The sequence below is a fragment of the Mesorhizobium sp. LNJC405B00 genome, from assembly GCF_000502615.1.
Taxonomy (GTDB): Bacteria; Pseudomonadota; Alphaproteobacteria; order Rhizobiales; family Rhizobiaceae; genus Mesorhizobium.
The window spans coordinates 274,412-289,871 of sequence record NZ_AYWC01000011.1 but is presented as its reverse complement, the minus strand read 5'-3'; the positions used below and the strand labels follow the sequence as shown (position 1 = coordinate 289,871).

Below are 15,460 nucleotides of genomic sequence, written 5' to 3'. Positions count from 1 at the left end.
TCGCGAAATCGATCGGACCGACGAAGCCTACGGCATCGGTCGGAAAGGGACGTCTATTCGAAGGCCTGTCATTGGCCGGTTGCCTAAGGGTCAACCCTCAGGAGAGCACGGACGCGACATCCGAATTAGCCCTCAAAATTCGCATGAGCCTATCGACGGCGCTCATAAATAGACCTGCGACGACGGCAGTGCTGGATGCGACGTTCAGCTGTCGAAGGCCAGCGACCCGGATAGCTCCTCATGGGCATCGACCTGCTGCTGCAGCAGAGCGAGCTTCTGCCTGACCATTGCAAGAGCATCGGCACCGGCGATGAACCGACGGGGCAGCTCCGGCTTGTCGACCAGAGTGATCAACGCCTGCGCGAGTTTGGCGGGGTCGCCGACTTGCTGGCCGTTCGCGGCTTTCCAACCCGTTATCTGCCGGGCGCGACGTTCGCTGTAATCGCTGACGAATGACGGAGCATATTGAGTGGATTCGTCCGTCAGCAGCTCCGTGCGGAAAAACCCGGGGTTCACGATCATCGTTTCAATGCCGAACGGCGCCACCTCGGCTTGCAGTGACTCGATCCAGCCATCAACGCCGAACTTTGCCGCGGCGTATGCAGAACAGAACTCAAAGCCGACCAGGCCTGCCGTCGATGAGATGGCAATGACCTTGCCAGAACCCTGCGCGCGCATGACCGGCAGGACTGCGCGGGTGACGTTCATGGCGCCGGTCAGGGTGGACGCGAGCTGAAGTTCGATATGGGCCGGAGTCAGGTCCTCGAAATAGCCGGCATAGAAGCCCGCGGCATTGTTGACGAGCACGTCGAGGCGACCAAAGCGGTCCAGGGTTGCCTTCACCGCGGCGTCGGCGTCGGCCGGCTTGGTCACGTCCAACGTGACGACCAAAAGATTGTCCGACTGCCCGATCGCCTTGGCGACCCGATCTGGGTTACGACCGGTCGCAACGACCTTATCGCCGATGGCCAGGGCCGCTTTGGCAAAGTCGAGGCCCATGCCTCGCCCTGCGCCGGTGATCATCCATACTCTACTCATAGTCGTATCCTTCCTGGTCGGTATCTTTCAGTTTATGCCGCGTTGGCTTGGCACGTCCGTCTCAGCGTTTCGTTGTCTGCCAGGTGACATAGGGAATAGGACTCGATACGATTAGCCTCTATAATCTGCATGAAGTTAGAAATGGGATTGATAAATGAGGCGCGGAGATTTCAGCGAGCTGGCAGTCTTCATCGCCGTCGCAGAGGCGGGCAGCTTCACGCGCGCCGCAGCAAAGCTTGGTCTATCGCAGTCGGCGCTCAGCTACGCTGTCAGAACGCTGGAACAGCGCATGGGAGTCCGGCTGATCTCACGCACCACCCGCAGCCTGTCCGTGACGGTAGCTGGAGAGCGCTTGCTGCGAAGCCTGCGACCGGCCTTCGATCACATCGAAAGCGAGATCGCCGCCGTCGCCGCCCTGCGCGACAAGCCCACTGGCCTCATTCGCCTGACGACATTCCGGTATGCTGCCAAATCAGTACTGTGGCCCGTCATCGCCAAACTCCTTCTGCAGTATCCGGATATCGAAGTGGAATTGAGCCTGGACGAAGGTCTGGTTGACATCGTTGCAAGCAAATTCGACGCCGGTATCCGGATCGGCGAGCAGGTCCAGAAGGACATGGTGGCAGTAAGGATCGGCCCGGACCTGCGTATGGCGGTAGTTGGATCACCGTCGTATTTTGCAACCCGAACGGTTCCAAAGACACCGCGCGAACTTGGGGAACACAAAGGCATCAGCTACCGTCAGAAGACCGGCGGCGGGCTCTTTGCCTGGGAGTTCGAAAAACGCGGTGAGGAACTTGAAGTCAGGATGAATGGCCCACTCATTATCAATGACGGGGAAATGCTGGAGGCTGCGGCCCTCGACGGGCTCGGACTAGCATACACATTTGAAAGCCAGGTCGCTCCGTTCGTCGCAGACGGACGCCTGATCCGGGTGCTGGAAGACTGGTGCCAACCCTTCCCGGGCTATCACCTCTATTATCCCAGCCGACGCCAGCACACTGCAGCGTTCGCTCTTCTTGTGGAGGCACTCCGTCTCAAGGCGTGACGGAAGGGCGAAAACACGCCGCTCTAACTTGGCGAAGTGAGTTATCCCTCCCTCATCAGCACAATTTTCGGGCGTCCAATCGATTCCTCCGTCGCAAGTTACCCCCCTTACGGACTGCGTCGCGGTGGCCGTCCGATTCCGAGCCTTGAAGCTGCCAGTCGCTTCCGGCCCTTATGCAGTCATTCCCTGATGCAGGTTGAGATGGCCTCGTGCTGGCAATGGCCGATGACTTTAGGCAAAGCGACCCTTCTTGTAATGCGGCCCGCCATGATGAGGATGTCAGGCTCTTTGCTGCTGCCGCTCTATCTCTAAATGGATGCCTTCTCCCCGTCACGTGGCTGGATCAGCCTGCGCGCGGCATCTGCTCCTGCCGCAAGGAAGCGATCCGACAATTCGGTCCCTGCCACCGCGCGGGCCAGTTGAAGCGCGCCGATGAGGGTTGCAAAGACGCCCATGGCAACGCCTTCCGGATCCCTGGCCTGCGGAAGCGCTGCAGATAACTGGCGCACCAAAACCAGCAAGCGTTCGGTGTAGACTTGGCGCGTTTCGAGCGGCTGACGCGCGAGTTCCGGGAGCAGCGCGGCGTTGGCGCAGCCCGTTCCCGGATTGTCCCGGTGCCCGGCTGACAGATACGCCGCTATCCCCATCTCCGGACCACCGGCGGCCAATACCTCTTGCAGTTGCTGCACCTGGCTCTCTAGCGCCGCTACCAGGCTTTCACGCACAAGCTCCGCCTTGGATTGGAAATGCGGATAGAAGGCTCCGTTCGTCAGCCCGGCGTCGCCCATGATGGCTGCCAGTCCGGACGCGGCGATGCCTTCACCGCGAAAACGCTGGGCTGCGACCTCGACGATGCGATCGCGAGAGGCGTCCTTTCGGCCCTTTTCGTAGCGCATGGCGCTCTTCCTTTCTGCTATTGCATTATAGGTGTAATGTGATATTACGATCATAATTCAATCAACGGCAAAAAGCTAGCCCTCATGTCTGTGGAGTATCAAATGAGTACCCTTTCGGGAAGAACCGCAGTCGTGACCGGAGCCTCTTCGGGCATCGGCCGCGCCAGTGCCGAGGCCTTGGCGCGGGCGGGGTATACCGTCTTCGGGACAAGCCGCAGCAAGGCCGGCAACGGCCCGGCGCAGGTGTCCATGCTGACCTGCGACGTGACCGACGGGGAGTCGGTCAGCGCCCTCGTTGCAACCGTGCTGGCCCAGACCGGTCGTATCGATCTGCTGGTGAACAATGCCGGTGTCGGCCTGCTTGGCGGTGCCGAGGAATCTTCGGTCGCACAGGTGCAGGCTCTGTTCGACGTCAATCTGTTCGGCGTCATGCGCATGACCAATGCGGTGTTGCCGTCGATGCGGCGCCGCGGCCAAGGGCGCATCGTCAACATCGGCTCGATTCTGGGATTGGTGCCCGCGCCATACTCAGCGCACTACTCGGCGGTCAAGCACGCGCTGGAGGGCTATTCGGAATCGCTCGATCATGAGGTTCGCGCCTTCAACATTCGCGTCTCGGTCATCGAGCCGGCATTCGTGCGCACCGTCTTCGACCAGAACGGCATCGAGCCGGATTCCCTGTTGAAGGACTACGATCAGGCGCGCGCCGGTCTCAAGGCGCTGCTTGCCGATGTGATGCCCAAAGCCGATCGGCCGGAAGTGGTGGCGGATGTGGTCGTCAAGGCAGCGACCGACGCCCGTCCGCGACGGCGCTATACCGCAGGGAAGGCAGCGCGCCAGGTCAGCCTGCTGCGCCGCTTCGCCCCCGCGGAGATGTTCGACAAGACCTTGCGCAAGCAGTTCCGCTTGCCGGTCTGAACAACGGCGGGACGGAGAATTTCACGCACAGACAGCAGGCCAACAGACACTTTCAGAAAGTCACTGCCATGAAGGCATTCGTTGTCGATAAATATAGCAAGAAAGGCATTTTGCGGCTGGCCGAGATGCCGGAGCCGGAGCTGCTGGACAATGACGTCCTGGTCGAGGTCCATGCCGCCGGGGTCAACCTGCTGGATTCCAAAATCAGAACCGGCGAATTCAAACTCGTCCTTCCCTATCGCCGGCCCTTCATCCTCGGTCACGACGTTGCCGGGAGGGTTGTCAGGGTGGGCTCGAAAGTCCGCAAATTCAAACCCGGCGACGCCGTCTATGCGCGGCCGCGCGACGGCCGGATCGGGACATTCGCCGAATTCATCGCAATCGATGAAGCCGACGTGGCGCTGAAGCCGGCGAACCTCAGCATGGAAGAGGCGGCCTCGATCCCGCTGGTCGGTCTGACCGCCTGGCAGGCTCTCATCGAGAGGGCGGGTCTGAAGACAGGCCAGAAGATCTTCATCCAGGCTGGCTCCGGCGGCGTGGGGACATTCGCCATCCAGTTGGCAAAGCACCTCGGCGCGATCGTTGCGACAACAGCGGGCGCGGCAAGCAACGATCTGGTCAGGGATCTCGGCGCCGATGTCGTCGTCGACTACAGGAAGGACGACTTCGAGAAAATCCTGTCGGGCTACGACGTCGTCCTGAACAGCCAGGACGCCAAGACGCTTGAGAAATCCCTGACTGTGCTGAAACCGGGTGGGAAGCTCATCTCGATTTCCGGTCCTCCGGATCCCGAATTTGCCAGGAAACAGAGACTGAACGTGGTGCTAAGGCTGCTGCTGCGGCTGCTGAGCCGTGGTATCAGGACCAAAGCCAAGCGCCGGGGCGTGGGATTTTCGTTCCTGTTCATGTCGGCGCAAGGTGAGCAACTGAGCAAAATCACGTCCCTCATCGAAGATGGGGCGATTCGCCCGGTCGTCGACAGGGTCTTTCCTTTTGAAGCGACCAATGAGGCGCTGGCTTACGTCGAAACAGGACGCGCCAAGGGCAAGGTCGTCGTCAAGGTCAGATAGCGCGCCCAGTTGCTTTGGGGGCATTTGAGAGACACCAAAGCAAGGCAGCGCAAGGCCGACAAATTCCGAAAACGGTTCGGCATCCGATCGCCCAAACCTCAGTTGTTGCGGATTGCCACGAAGCTTGCCGCTGCCTTCAGCAAGGCTGCCTGTTCACCGTAAGGCTCGAGCAATTCATGCGCCTGCTTGACCAGCCCATGGAGCTGGCTGCGCGCCCAGTTCGCGCCATGCAGCGCCACCAGCGTCGCCTTGCCGGCGGCTGCGTCCTTGCCGGTCGCCTTGCCCATCTGGCTGGCATCGGCGGTCAGGTCGAGCAGGTCGTCGGCAAGCTGGAAGGCAAGCCCGACCGCCGAGCCGAATTCGGCCAGCCGGTCGCGGTCCTGCGGTGCAGCGCCGGCAATGATCGCGCCGGCTTCGCAGGCGTAGCGGATCAGCGCGCCGGTTTTCATCGCCTGCAGCCGGACGATGCCGGCCTCGTCCGGCCTGTTGCGCTCGGCTTCGAGGTCGAGCGTCTGCCCGCCGACCATGCCCCCCGTGCCGGCGGCGCGCGCCAGCGCCAGCACCAGCGCCGCCCTGCGCTCCGCCGGCAGCGCCGTCGCCTCATCGGCGAGGACATCGAAGGCAAGCGTCAGAAGCGCATCGCCGGCAAGTATGGCGGTGGCTTCATCGAAGGCCTTGTGCACTGTCGGCTGGCCGCGGCGCAGATCGTCGTCGTCCATGGCAGGCAGATCGTCATGGATCAGCGAATAGCAATGCACGCATTCGAGCGCCGCCGCCACGCGCATCGCCGCCTCGCCATCGGCGCCAAAAAGGGCGGCACTTTCCATGACCAGGAAGGGGCGCAGCCGCTTGCCGCCGTTCAGCACGCCATGGCGCATGGCCGCCATCAGACGCTCCGGCCGGGCGATCTCGCCGGCAAGCGTGCGGCCGTCGAGCAGCAGCCTGAGCCCGGCCTCGATCGCCGCCGCCCGCCCCAGAAGTCCGGCCTCAAAGGCCAATTGCTCGTCTTTCGTCATGGCCGGGAGCGGTAGCCGACACTCAGACGTTGCGCAAGAAGCCTCGCGCCATTATGCCGGAGGCGGGAGAGTGGCGCGGGTGGGGGCGGCTTGACGGAACCGATCGTCGATCATGAAACCGAAGGGTTTGAGATGGCGCGACCAAGGCGCGTGAACCGCGCCGGTCTGAAGCGCCTGGCACGGCGCGGCCTGGTCGTCGCCGTCGTGCTGGCGGCGATACCCATTGGGCTGACCTTCCTCTATCTGCCGTCCTTCGTGCATCCGATATCGACCTTGATGGTCAAAGACCTCGCGACCTTCTCCGGTTACGACCGGCGCTGGGTGTCGATCGACGATGTGTCGCCGGTGCTGGCCAATTCGGTGATCATGTCGGAGGACGGGCAGTTCTGCTTCCATCGCGGCATCGATCTCGGCGAATTGCGCGGCGTCGTCGACGACGCGCTGGCCGGCGAAGCGACGCGCGGCGCCTCCACCATCACCATGCAGACGGTGAAGAACCTTTTCCTGTGGTCACGGCCGCTGGGCTCGGTGCGCAAGGTAGTCGAACTGCCGCTGGCCGTCTATTTCGACGCGGTGATGTCAAAACGACGGATCATGGAGATCTACCTCAACATCGCCGAATGGGGGCCGGGCGTTTACGGCATCGAGGCGGCGGCCCAGCATCATTTCGGCGTTTCGGCCAAGCAGCTGTCGCGGCGGCAGGCGGCATTGCTGGCCGTCTCGCTGCCCAATCCGATCGCCCGCAATCCGGCCAAGCCCGGTCCGGGTCTGCGGCGGCTGGCGTCGCTGATCGAACGCCGCGCCGGCCGTTCGGGCGCGTATGTCGGTTGTCTTGATTAGGTAGAACCGCTGCCAGTTCAAAAAAAATCGCCACGGTGCTGGCCAAAACGGCGCAGGGCGTGTATAGGCACCCGACTTTCTCAGATTATGGCCCTGACGCGGCCCTTTCACGAGGGCTATCGGGGCATTTTGACCATGTAGTGGAGCATATCCATGGCCGTTCCGAAACGAAAAACCTCTCCGTCCAAGCGCGGCATGCGCCGCTCGGCCGACGCTCTCAAGGCCCCGACCTATGTCGAGGACAAGAATTCCGGCGAAATGCGCCGCCCGCACCATATCGACCTGAAGACCGGCATGTATCGCGGTCGCCAGGTGCTGACGCCCAAGGAAAGCTGAGACCAGCTTTCGAAGGGATTGAATGCCAAAAGAACCGGCCATTGGCCGGTTTTTTGCGTTTGGTGCGCGCCGCGCCGCCAACTATGCCAAAGACCGGGCGTCCGTGGCGATACAAGCTGCGGCGGCGGTGCTGTATTGAGTCATGCCTTGTCGCGGCGCTTCCGCGCGATGATCGGCCGGCTTCAGAGGGACCGCATGACCAAACTCACCACAGCACCGCGCGATATCTTCCAGACCTTCATGAACTTCCCGCTGGTCGAGGACCTCGATGCGCTGAAGGCGGATGTCGCCATCATCGGCATGCCTTACGGCAGTCCCTACACGATCGACGAGCTGGTCAACGACCAGACCAACGCGCCGACCGCGGTGCGGCGCGCGTCGCAGCGCATCAGCCTCGGGCTCGACCGCTATGATTTCGACATTGGCGGAACCCTGTTCGACGGACAGGACGTCAAGGTGGTCGATGTCGGCGATGTCCCCGGCGATGCCGCCGGCGGCCACTACAGGTTGGCCGAAGCGGCGATCCGCAAGATCCGCGTCGCCGGCGCCTTGCCGATCACCATTGGCGGCGACCACGGCATTCCGATCCCGATCCTGCGGGCGCTTGATGGCGAAGGGCCGATCACCCTGGTTCAGATCGATGCCCATCTCGACTGGCGCGACAATGTCAACGGGGTCAGGGAAGGCTATTCCAGCCCCATCCGCCGCGCTTCGGAGATGGCGCATATAGCCGGGATTTTCCAGCTCGGCATCCGCGGCCAGGGCAGCGCCCGGCTCGAGGAGGTCGAGGCGGCCCGCGCCTACGGCTCCAACATCGTCACCGCCAATGAATGGCAGGATATCGGTACGGCGGCGCTGCTCAAGCGCATCCCGGACGGCGGCCGCTATTACCTGACCATCGATGCCGACGGTCTCGATCCCGCTGTCATGCCGGCGGTCGAAGGGCCGGCGCCTGGCGGCATCAGCTACCGGCAGACGATCGAGCTGATCAAGGGGCTGTTCGCCAAGGGACGTGTCGTCGGCATCGACATCGTCGAGATCGCGCCGGCGCGCGACGTCAACGAGATCACCTCGATCACCGCCGGCCTTTTCATCCTCAACGCTATTGGAGCCGCCGTGCGGAGAGGCCAGTTCAAGCGCTGAATCCCGGCGTGTCGGTGGTCAGCCGGGGCAATTGCGGCTGACAAGGTTGTTTCGCGCGGTCTTTTTCCGTGTTTGCGGGCGCTAGCGAAAAATCTTGACGGCGTGCCTGCGGGGCATTCTACAGAAGGTGCCCCCACTGTTTAGGCAATTCCTTGGGAAACCGCTTTCCTGGAATTGCTAGAGGAGACGCCTGATGTTCGGTGCCATCCCGCTGCTGATCGTGCCCTTCGTGGCCTACAATCTCGGACTCCTCGGAATATTCGGCAGCGGCGACGATCCGTGGGCGACCGAGATCTTCTCGTTCAGCATGATGTCGGGCGGGGTGTTCTCGATGACGCTCGGCGACCTGATGGTGGTGATCGGGCTGATCTTCCTGTTCCTCGAAATGGTGAAGTCGGTGCGCACCACGAACGCCTCGATCATGGACCATCTGTTGTCGACGCTGGTCTTCGTGGCGTTCCTGGTCGAGTTCCTGCTGGTGAAGGGCGCGGCGCACTCCGTCTTCTTCACGCTGATGGTGATCGCCCTGTTCGATGTGCTGGCCGGGTTTTCGGTGTCGATGCGGTCGGCGAGTAGAGACATAAATTTGAACTAGCCGCCTTCGTTGGATGGTCGCATCCGTTCGCGATTGGCGTGGCTGCTCTTTCTGGTCGTCATCCTGGGGCGAAGCAAGGAGCGAAGCGACGCGGCGCAGACCCTGGGATCCATTCCGTGAAGCTAAGGCGGTGCAACGGTTCAGAATTCTGCTCCGCTTACACTTGCGGCAAAGGTCGCGGCATGGATCCCAGGGTCTTCGCGACGGAGTTTCGCTCCTGCTTCGCCCTGGGATGAAGAAGCTCCCCCTCAGCCCGGATCGGCGGTGAAGCCCGCCGCTTCGATGCCGGCGATGGCGGCGGCTTCGTCATTGTCCGACGTATCTCCCGAAATTCCGACGGCGCCGATGACGGCGCCTGCCTTGTCGCGGATCAGCACGCCGCCGACGACCGGCAACACGCGTCCACCCGAGACGTCGGAAATGCCGGCGACGAGATGCGGCCGCTCCTTGGCGAAAGCCTCGACACGGCGCGAGCCCATGCCGATGGCGAGCGCGCCATAGGCCTTGCCGGCCGACATTTGCGGGCGCAGGAACGAGGCTCCGTCCTGACGCTGGAAGGCGACGAGATGCGCGCCGGCGTCCAGCACGGAAACGCCGAGCGGCTTGAGCTTCAGCTCGGCGCCCTTGGCGAAGGCGGCGTCGATGATGTGCTTGGCTTTTTCGAGGGTCAGTGCGGTCATGGCTGTCTCCTGATCAAAACGCGTCAATCATCGACCTGACATGCGGGATGCGAAATCCCGGTTGCGGTTGAAATTGCTTCGCGCGGGAAAGCGGAATGGCGGGCTTTTGCGGATCGTGGCACATGGCGGATACGATCCCGCCGGCATCAGATCGGATGTCGATGAAGAAGACCGCGCTATTTTTTCTTGGCTCGGGCCGCTTTCTTGACCGGAGCGGCGGGGGCGTTGGCGAGGTCTTCCGCTTCCTTGGCAAGGCGCAACGCCCGGAGCTTGTTGGTCTTGGCCTGGCGGGCGTCGGCCTCGGCGACATACTCCGCCATCGCCTTTTGACGCACCGTGGCGGCCTCTTCCTGCTTCTTGAAACGCATATCCGCCCGGGCGCGGGCAGTATCCTTAGAGTTCTCGACCAAGAGCGTTATCCATCCCATAAATTATGTTTTTCAGCCCCTTGATAGCAGAGCCGGCCTGATAATGGGGAAATAAGTTGGTCAAGCGGCCGGGGCCTGGATGCCGCTCGACGCCTTGCGGGCGACCACCGCCTCATATCCGGCCTGCAATGTAGCGCGGACGGAAGGCTGCGCGGGTGTGGCGACAGGCGTGCCCAGATGGTCGTGGCGCAACTCGTCCATGAACTGCTCCCACATTGGCGGCCCGCCTTTCTCCAGCAGTTCGGCGCGGATCGAAAGCTCCTCGCTCACCGGCAGCCAGACGCGGCCCCAAGCGCCGAGATGCGCCATGATCGGCACCAGCGTGATGGCCATCTCGGTCAGGCTGTAGATCGCCTTCTGCTTGTGCGAGGGGTCGTCGGCCTTGGTCAGCATGCCGAGTTCCATCAGCCGCTTCAGCCGGTCGGCCAGGATGTTGGAAGCGATGCCCTCGATCGAGCCGTTGAGCAGTTCGCGAAAGTGGCGTTTGCCGCCAAAAATCATGTCGCGCAGGATGATCAGGCTCCAGCGATCGCCGAACACTTCCAGCGACAGATTGATCGGGCATCCCGAGCGGTGTTCGGTTTTCATCCGACTCTCCTCAAAAAACCGGTTGCATTATCGTATCAGTTTTATTATCGTGCAACCGATTGCAAAATGCAACCAGTTTGATTGGCCTTTGATTGGCCGATAGGAGGAGAGTCCCATGACAAGGGCCGCAGCACCCGAAATCGTCTCCCAGACGTTTGGCGATCCCGGAGATCCAGCCATTCTGCTGATCATGGGCGCCATGGCCTCGATGCTCTGGTGGCCGGAGGCGCTCTGCAAAAAACTCGCCGGCGAAGGCCCGCTTCGTGATCCGCTACGACAATCGTGACACCGGCCTGTCGACCAAATATACGCCGGGCGAGCCGCCGTATACGTTCGACGACATGGCGGACGATGCGGTGCGCGTCCTCGACAGTTGCGGCATCGGCAAGGCGCATGTGATCGGGATGTCGATGGGCGGCATGATCGCGCAACGATTGGTGTTGAAACATCCCTTGCGTGTCATCTCGCTGATCGTAATCAGCAGTTCGCCGGTGGGGATCGACACATCGCAGCTGCCGGGAACGACCGAAGCCTATATGGAGCACTCGGCCGATGGCGCCAGGGTCGACTGGTCGAACCGCGACCAGGTGATCGACTTCGTCGTCAAGGACGCGCGTACGATCGCCAGCACCGCGCATCCGTTCGACGAGAAGGCGATGCGCGCGTTCGTCCAACAGGACTACGACCGATCCGGCGGCTTCCTGAGCGCGACTAACCATTTCATGCTGAAGGGCGGCGAGGATCTGAAAGGACGCCTGCGCGAGATCAAGGTTCCGCTGCTCGTCATTCACGGGACATCGGATCCGATCTTTCCGGTCGACCATGGCGCAGCCCTTGCCGACGCTGTTGCCGGCGGGCGGCTTGTCCGCATCGAAGGCGGTGGCCACGAACTGCATCCCGACGACTGGGGCACGATCGTCGCCGCCATCGTGGCGCATACCAAACCCTGAAGGCAGTCTGGAACCTTGACACATTCGCCTCACGGAAATAGTTAAGTAAATGCTTCAGTGTTGGCGCTGGCTGGCACCGCTCCAGCATCGACGAACCGCAAACAGACGAGCAAAAAATGTACCTGACCTTCCATTTCCATCCGCTGGCATCGTTCTGCTGGAAACCGCTGATAGCGTTTTACGAGAACGATACGCCCTTCACGCCGGTTATCGTCGACCTCGGCGATGAGCAGTCGCGGGCAGCGTTCCTGAAGGTGTCGCCGACCGGCAAGATGCCGGCGCTGCGTGACGATGCACGCAACCGCACGGTGCTGGAATCGACCATCGTCATCGAATATCTGGCCGCGCATTATCCCGGGCCGGTCGAGCTCATCCCGGCCGAGGCCGACCTTGCTCTCCAGGTCCGCCAGGCCGACCGTTTCTACGATTTCTACGTGCAGGCGCCGATGCAGAAGATCGTCGGCGACAGGTTGCGCCCGCAGGACAAGATCGATCCGTTCGGGGTCGACGAGGCGCGCGCGCAATTGCGCAACGCCTATGCGATCATCGGGGAGGAGATGCGTTCGAAACTCTGGGCGGCCGGCCCCACCTTCACCATGGCCGACTGCGCGGCCTCGCCGGCGCTGTTCTACGCCAACAAGGTCGAGCCATTCGGCGACAGTTATCCGGCCGTGAAACGCTACCACGACCGCCTGCTCAAGCGGCCGTCCTTCGCCCGGGTGGTCGAGGAGGCGCAGCCCTACTTCAAGTTCTTTCCCTACAATAACGGCTGATCGCGATGCTGCACGATCCCGCCCAGCTCGACCTGATGTTCCAGGCGCTCGCGGACCCGGCCAGGCGCAGCATGGTCGAGCGGCTGTCGCGTGGGCCGGCCTCGGTCAGCCAGTTGGCCGAACCGCTGGCGATGTCGCTGTCGGCCGTCGTCCAGCATCTCAACGTGCTCGAAGCAAGCGGGCTGGTGCGCTCGGAAAAGCTCGGCCGCGTGCGCACCTGCCAGATCGCGCCGCAGGCGCTGCGTAGTGCAGAACACTGGATCAACGAACGGCGGCTGACATGGGAGCGTCGGCTCGACCGGCTCGGCGATTTTCTCGCCGGGACCGAATGACCTGAAGCAGAGGAGAAATGACCATGCCCGGCAAAAGCAGAGCGGAGTTGATCCGCGGCTATTTTTCCGCCTACCAGGCGAATAACAAGGCTGCCGTCGCGGCGGTTCTCGCCGACGATTTCACCTTCACCAGCCCCTATGACGACGCCATCGACCGTGCGACCTATTTCGAGCGCTGCTGGCCGGACAGCCCGGCCTTCAGCTCGATCGTCATCGAGCGGATATGCGAGGACGAGGACGCCGCCTTTGTCCTCTATCGCTGCGAGACGGCGGACGGAAAGACCTTCCGCAACACCGAACTGCATCTGTTCCATGACGACAGGTTGCGCGCCGTCGAAGTCTATTTCGGCGCGTCCTATCGCGACGGCGTCTTCGTCGCGCAGAAACCATCAAGCTGACCAAGAGGACCTGACCATGGCCGAACGATCCGTCGTCCACTCCACCTTCGTCCTCGAGCGCCTCTATCCAGTTGCACCGGCGAAAGTCTATTTCGCGCTCAGCGATCCGGCCGCCAAGCGGCGCTGGTTCGCCGACCCCGACAACCCGATGACCCACAGGCACGAAATGGATTTTCGCGTCGGCGGCCAGGAGGTCAATGCCGGCGGGCCGAAGGACGGGCCGATCCACACCTATACCGCCACCTATCAGGATATCGTGCCCAACCAGCGCATCGTCTACAGCTACGACATGCTGTTCGGTGATGTCAGAATCTCGGTTTCGCTGGCGACAATTGAGCTTCGCCCGGAAGGCACGGGCACGCGTCTGGTGCTGACCGAGCAGGGCGCGTTTCTCGATGGGCACGACACACCGTCATCGCGCGAGCATGGTACCGGATTCCTGCTCGATGCGCTGGGCAAGNGGGCAAGGCGCTGGCAACGGACACTTGAAGCCAGGGAGGCGAGCTGGAATCGCGGCCTATGCTTCCCAGAACTGATCAAGCCAAATATTGAGCTTGAGGAAGCCGCCACTGCTGACTGTATAGACCCGCCTCGTGCCCTCGGCCTTGGCCTGAACCAGACCGGCGTCCAGCAACACTTTCAAATGCTGGGACACGGCCGGGCGGGAGACTGGCAGGCCCGAAGCCAGTTCGTTGACGGTTTTCGGGCCACGCCGGAGCTCTTCCAGAAGATAGCGCCGGTTGGGGTCGGCAATCGCCATGAAGGCGTCAGAAAAGATCATGCCTATACTTGTGGGGCAAAGCTTTTCAAATCTCAACCGTCGGCTTCCGCTTTTCTGAGCCGCAGTGCTTCAGGGGTGACCGAGCGATCGGCCGGCTGGGTCTTGAAGGCGTCGCGGTCTTCGATAGGCACCGGCGCGCGGCGGCTGATGCGCAGCAGCGTGTAGGCGGCGAGGCTGAGATGCGCCAGCGCGGTGGCCAGGAACAGGCCTTCGGGGCGGAGCCAGCCCATCAGGGCGGCAGCCAGCAAGGGCCCGATCATGGTTCCGAAGCCATACAGAAGCAGCAGGCCGCCCGAGACCTTGACGAAATCCTCCGATCGGGCGTGGTCGTTGGCATGCGCCACGGCGATCGAATAGAGCGTGTAGGCAAAGGCGCCGTAGGCGGCGGCGAAGACAATGACGAGGACGGCGGAACGCGGTTCGAACAGGAAGATCAGGATGGCGAACAGTGCGGCGCCGAAAGCCGCGCCCGCCAGCACGAAACGGCGGTCGGTCTTGTCGGAGAGGCGTCCGGCCGGAAGCTGCATGGCCGCGCCGGCAATAACGACAAGGCTCATCATCAGTGCGATCTGGGCGGTGGAGATGCCGATACGGGCGCCGTAGACGGCGCCAAGCGTGCCCCAGGCGCCATTGGCGATGCCGACCAACAGGCAGGCGATCGCCGACACCGGCGAGTTGGCGTAGAGACCTTTGACATCGAGCTTGACGTCCTGCAAAGGCTTGGGAGACGAAGCCGACGACACCGCGGTCGGGATCAGCGACAGGCAGAACAATATGCCGGTGATCATGAACAGCGACGCCGATCTGACGTCGCCGCCCGCAACGATCATCTGGCCGCCCATGATCGAGGCATAGGTGACCATCATGTAGAGGCCGAAGACGGTGCCGCGGTTCTCGTTGGTGGCCTTCTCGTTCAGCCAGCTTTCGATGACCATGAAGGCTCCGGCCATGGTGAAGCCGGTGAAAGCGCGCAGCAGGATCCAGACATATTCGTCGATGATCAGGCCAGTAAGCAACGCCACGATGGCGCCCGAAGCGGCAAAGGCGCCGAACGCCCGGACGTGGCCGGCGCGGCGCACCAGGCGCGGTGCGAAGAAGCAGCCGGTGACGAAGCCACCGGCCCAGGCCGTGCCCATCAGACCGAGCGATGCGGTCGAAAACCCTTCGATCTGGCCGCGCAACGGCAACAACAGGCCGTGCAATCCCGAAGCCGCAAGCAGGAAAGCGGTGCCGCGAAGCAGCGAGAGGATCGGCCTGTAGCTTGCAAACATTGTTTGATCCGTCTGGAGATTCGGTGGCGGGGTCTGAAGACAGGCGCATTCGGGCTTTTCGGCGGCGGATGCTCAACGCCGAAACTAACGCGAAAACTAGCCGCGGCGAAACAGGGCTTCGGCCGCCGATTTGGTGCTGCCCTTGGTCTGGAGCTCGGCTTCGAGCCGGGCAATCTCCTCGCGCAGGATGCTGATCCGTTCGGTAAGGTCACCGACCGAAAGCAGCGACAGATCCTGTCCGATCTCATGCGGGCGGGCTTTCTTTTTGGGTTCGTCGTCGAAGATCGCCATCGTCGCTCTCCCTATTCAGTATTGGGCTGATTTGGCCATTTGCCTGATCCGGCAATCAGCATACATAG

19 protein-coding genes and 2 pseudogenes are annotated in these 15,460 nt (G+C 62.3%); 12 read left to right on the top strand and 9 right to left on the bottom strand.

Annotation, left to right across the window (positions count from 1 at the left end):
* Positions 1-204 precede the first annotated feature (204 nt).
* Positions 205-1,038, bottom strand: a complete 834-nt coding sequence (locus X756_RS144690) for an SDR family oxidoreductase (protein ID WP_023730814.1) — start codon at positions 1,036-1,038, stop codon at positions 205-207.
* A gap of 154 nt (positions 1,039-1,192) precedes the next feature.
* Between X756_RS144690 and X756_RS144695 the strand changes: the two genes are divergently transcribed.
* Complete coding sequence (locus tag X756_RS144695) at positions 1,193-2,086, top strand: LysR family transcriptional regulator (RefSeq protein ID WP_023730813.1); 894 nt, start codon at positions 1,193-1,195, stop codon at positions 2,084-2,086.
* Positions 2,087-2,394: 308 nt separating this feature from the next.
* On the opposite strand, the gene X756_RS144700 is transcribed toward X756_RS144695, so the two are convergent.
* Entirely contained in the window at positions 2,395-2,982 is a 588-nt protein-coding gene (locus X756_RS144700; protein WP_023730812.1) for a TetR/AcrR family transcriptional regulator, read from the bottom strand.
* Positions 2,983-3,084: 102 nt separating this feature from the next.
* Between X756_RS144700 and X756_RS144705 the strand changes: the two genes are divergently transcribed.
* Positions 3,085-3,900, top strand: a complete 816-nt coding sequence (locus X756_RS144705; protein WP_023690069.1) for an oxidoreductase — start codon at positions 3,085-3,087, stop codon at positions 3,898-3,900.
* 68 nt (positions 3,901-3,968) lie between these two features.
* The gene (locus X756_RS144710) at positions 3,969-4,970 is read left to right on the top strand and encodes an NADP-dependent oxidoreductase (protein ID WP_023730811.1); all 1,002 of its coding nucleotides are present in this window, start codon (positions 3,969-3,971) and stop codon (positions 4,968-4,970) included.
* A gap of 98 nt (positions 4,971-5,068) precedes the next feature.
* Here X756_RS144710 and X756_RS144715 read toward each other — a convergent pair whose 3' ends face one another.
* Positions 5,069-5,986 (bottom strand): polyprenyl synthetase family protein, encoded by a 918-nt coding sequence (locus X756_RS144715; protein WP_023690071.1) that lies wholly within the window; start codon positions 5,984-5,986, stop codon positions 5,069-5,071.
* A 132-nt stretch (positions 5,987-6,118) separates the two neighbouring features.
* Here X756_RS144715 and X756_RS144720 point away from each other — a divergent pair, with 132 nt between their 5' ends.
* The 4 genes from X756_RS144720 (at position 6,119) to X756_RS144735 (ending at position 8,900) form a co-directional block, all read left to right on the top strand.
* Positions 6,119-6,826, top strand: a complete 708-nt coding sequence (locus X756_RS144720; RefSeq protein WP_050589294.1) for a transglycosylase domain-containing protein — start codon at positions 6,119-6,121, stop codon at positions 6,824-6,826.
* Between the two features lie 153 nt (positions 6,827-6,979).
* Positions 6,980-7,162 (top strand): 50S ribosomal protein L32, encoded by a 183-nt coding sequence (gene rpmF / locus X756_RS144725; protein WP_008834724.1) that lies wholly within the window; start codon positions 6,980-6,982, stop codon positions 7,160-7,162.
* Between the two features lie 195 nt (positions 7,163-7,357).
* Positions 7,358-8,305: an agmatinase gene (locus X756_RS144730; RefSeq protein ID WP_023730808.1), complete on the top strand. Its 948-nt coding sequence runs from the start codon at positions 7,358-7,360 to the stop codon at positions 8,303-8,305.
* 193 nt (positions 8,306-8,498) lie between these two features.
* The gene (locus tag X756_RS144735) at positions 8,499-8,900 is read left to right on the top strand and encodes a hypothetical protein (RefSeq protein ID WP_023670154.1); all 402 of its coding nucleotides are present in this window, start codon (positions 8,499-8,501) and stop codon (positions 8,898-8,900) included.
* A gap of 248 nt (positions 8,901-9,148) precedes the next feature.
* On the opposite strand, the gene X756_RS144740 is transcribed toward X756_RS144735, so the two are convergent.
* The 3 genes from X756_RS144740 to X756_RS144750 form a co-directional block, all read right to left on the bottom strand.
* Positions 9,149-9,580, bottom strand: a complete 432-nt coding sequence (locus tag X756_RS144740) for a heme-binding protein (RefSeq protein WP_023690074.1) — start codon at positions 9,578-9,580, stop codon at positions 9,149-9,151.
* 176 nt (positions 9,581-9,756) lie between these two features.
* Positions 9,757-9,990: a hypothetical protein gene (locus X756_RS144745; protein WP_023670152.1), complete on the bottom strand. Its 234-nt coding sequence runs from the start codon at positions 9,988-9,990 to the stop codon at positions 9,757-9,759.
* A 78-nt stretch (positions 9,991-10,068) separates the two neighbouring features.
* Positions 10,069-10,596 carry a helix-turn-helix domain-containing protein gene (locus X756_RS144750; RefSeq protein WP_023730807.1) on the bottom strand — a complete coding sequence of 176 codons (528 nt, stop codon included), beginning with the start codon at positions 10,594-10,596 and terminating at the stop codon, positions 10,069-10,071.
* Between the two features lie 115 nt (positions 10,597-10,711).
* Here X756_RS144750 and X756_RS01000000165845 point away from each other — a divergent pair.
* From X756_RS01000000165845 to X756_RS1000000167900, 5 genes and pseudogenes are all read left to right on the top strand, one after another.
* Positions 10,712-11,546 (top strand): annotated as a pseudogene (locus tag X756_RS01000000165845) (alpha/beta hydrolase).
* A 116-nt stretch (positions 11,547-11,662) separates the two neighbouring features.
* A complete protein-coding gene (locus tag X756_RS144755; RefSeq protein ID WP_023730806.1) occupies positions 11,663-12,319 on the top strand; it encodes a glutathione S-transferase family protein in 657 nt (218 codons plus the stop codon).
* A 5-nt stretch (positions 12,320-12,324) separates the two neighbouring features.
* Positions 12,325-12,651, top strand: a complete 327-nt coding sequence (locus tag X756_RS0135045) for a metalloregulator ArsR/SmtB family transcription factor (protein WP_023699361.1) — start codon at positions 12,325-12,327, stop codon at positions 12,649-12,651.
* 23 nt (positions 12,652-12,674) lie between these two features.
* On the top strand, positions 12,675-13,049 hold the full coding sequence (locus X756_RS144760) for a nuclear transport factor 2 family protein (RefSeq protein WP_032887163.1): 375 nt from the start codon (positions 12,675-12,677) through the stop codon (positions 13,047-13,049).
* A pseudogene (locus X756_RS1000000167900) lies at positions 12,964-13,497 on the top strand (SRPBCC family protein); the annotation flags it as partial. The gene X756_RS144760 and the pseudogene X756_RS1000000167900, both read left to right, overlap by 86 nt.
* Before the next feature lie 69 nt (positions 13,498-13,566).
* Here X756_RS1000000167900 and X756_RS144765 read toward each other — a convergent pair.
* The 3 genes from X756_RS144765 to X756_RS144775 all read right to left on the bottom strand — a co-directional run bounded on the left by X756_RS144765 (position 13,567) and on the right by X756_RS144775 (position 15,392).
* Positions 13,567-13,830, bottom strand: a complete 264-nt coding sequence (locus X756_RS144765) for a metalloregulator ArsR/SmtB family transcription factor (RefSeq protein ID WP_023670147.1) — start codon at positions 13,828-13,830, stop codon at positions 13,567-13,569.
* A 32-nt stretch (positions 13,831-13,862) separates the two neighbouring features.
* A complete protein-coding gene (locus X756_RS144770) occupies positions 13,863-15,101 on the bottom strand; it encodes an MFS transporter (RefSeq protein ID WP_023670146.1) in 1,239 nt (412 codons plus the stop codon).
* A gap of 96 nt (positions 15,102-15,197) precedes the next feature.
* On the bottom strand, positions 15,198-15,392 hold the full coding sequence (locus X756_RS144775; RefSeq protein WP_023670145.1) for a DUF1192 domain-containing protein: 195 nt from the start codon (positions 15,390-15,392) through the stop codon (positions 15,198-15,200).
* Between the last annotated feature and the right edge of the window lie 68 nt (positions 15,393-15,460).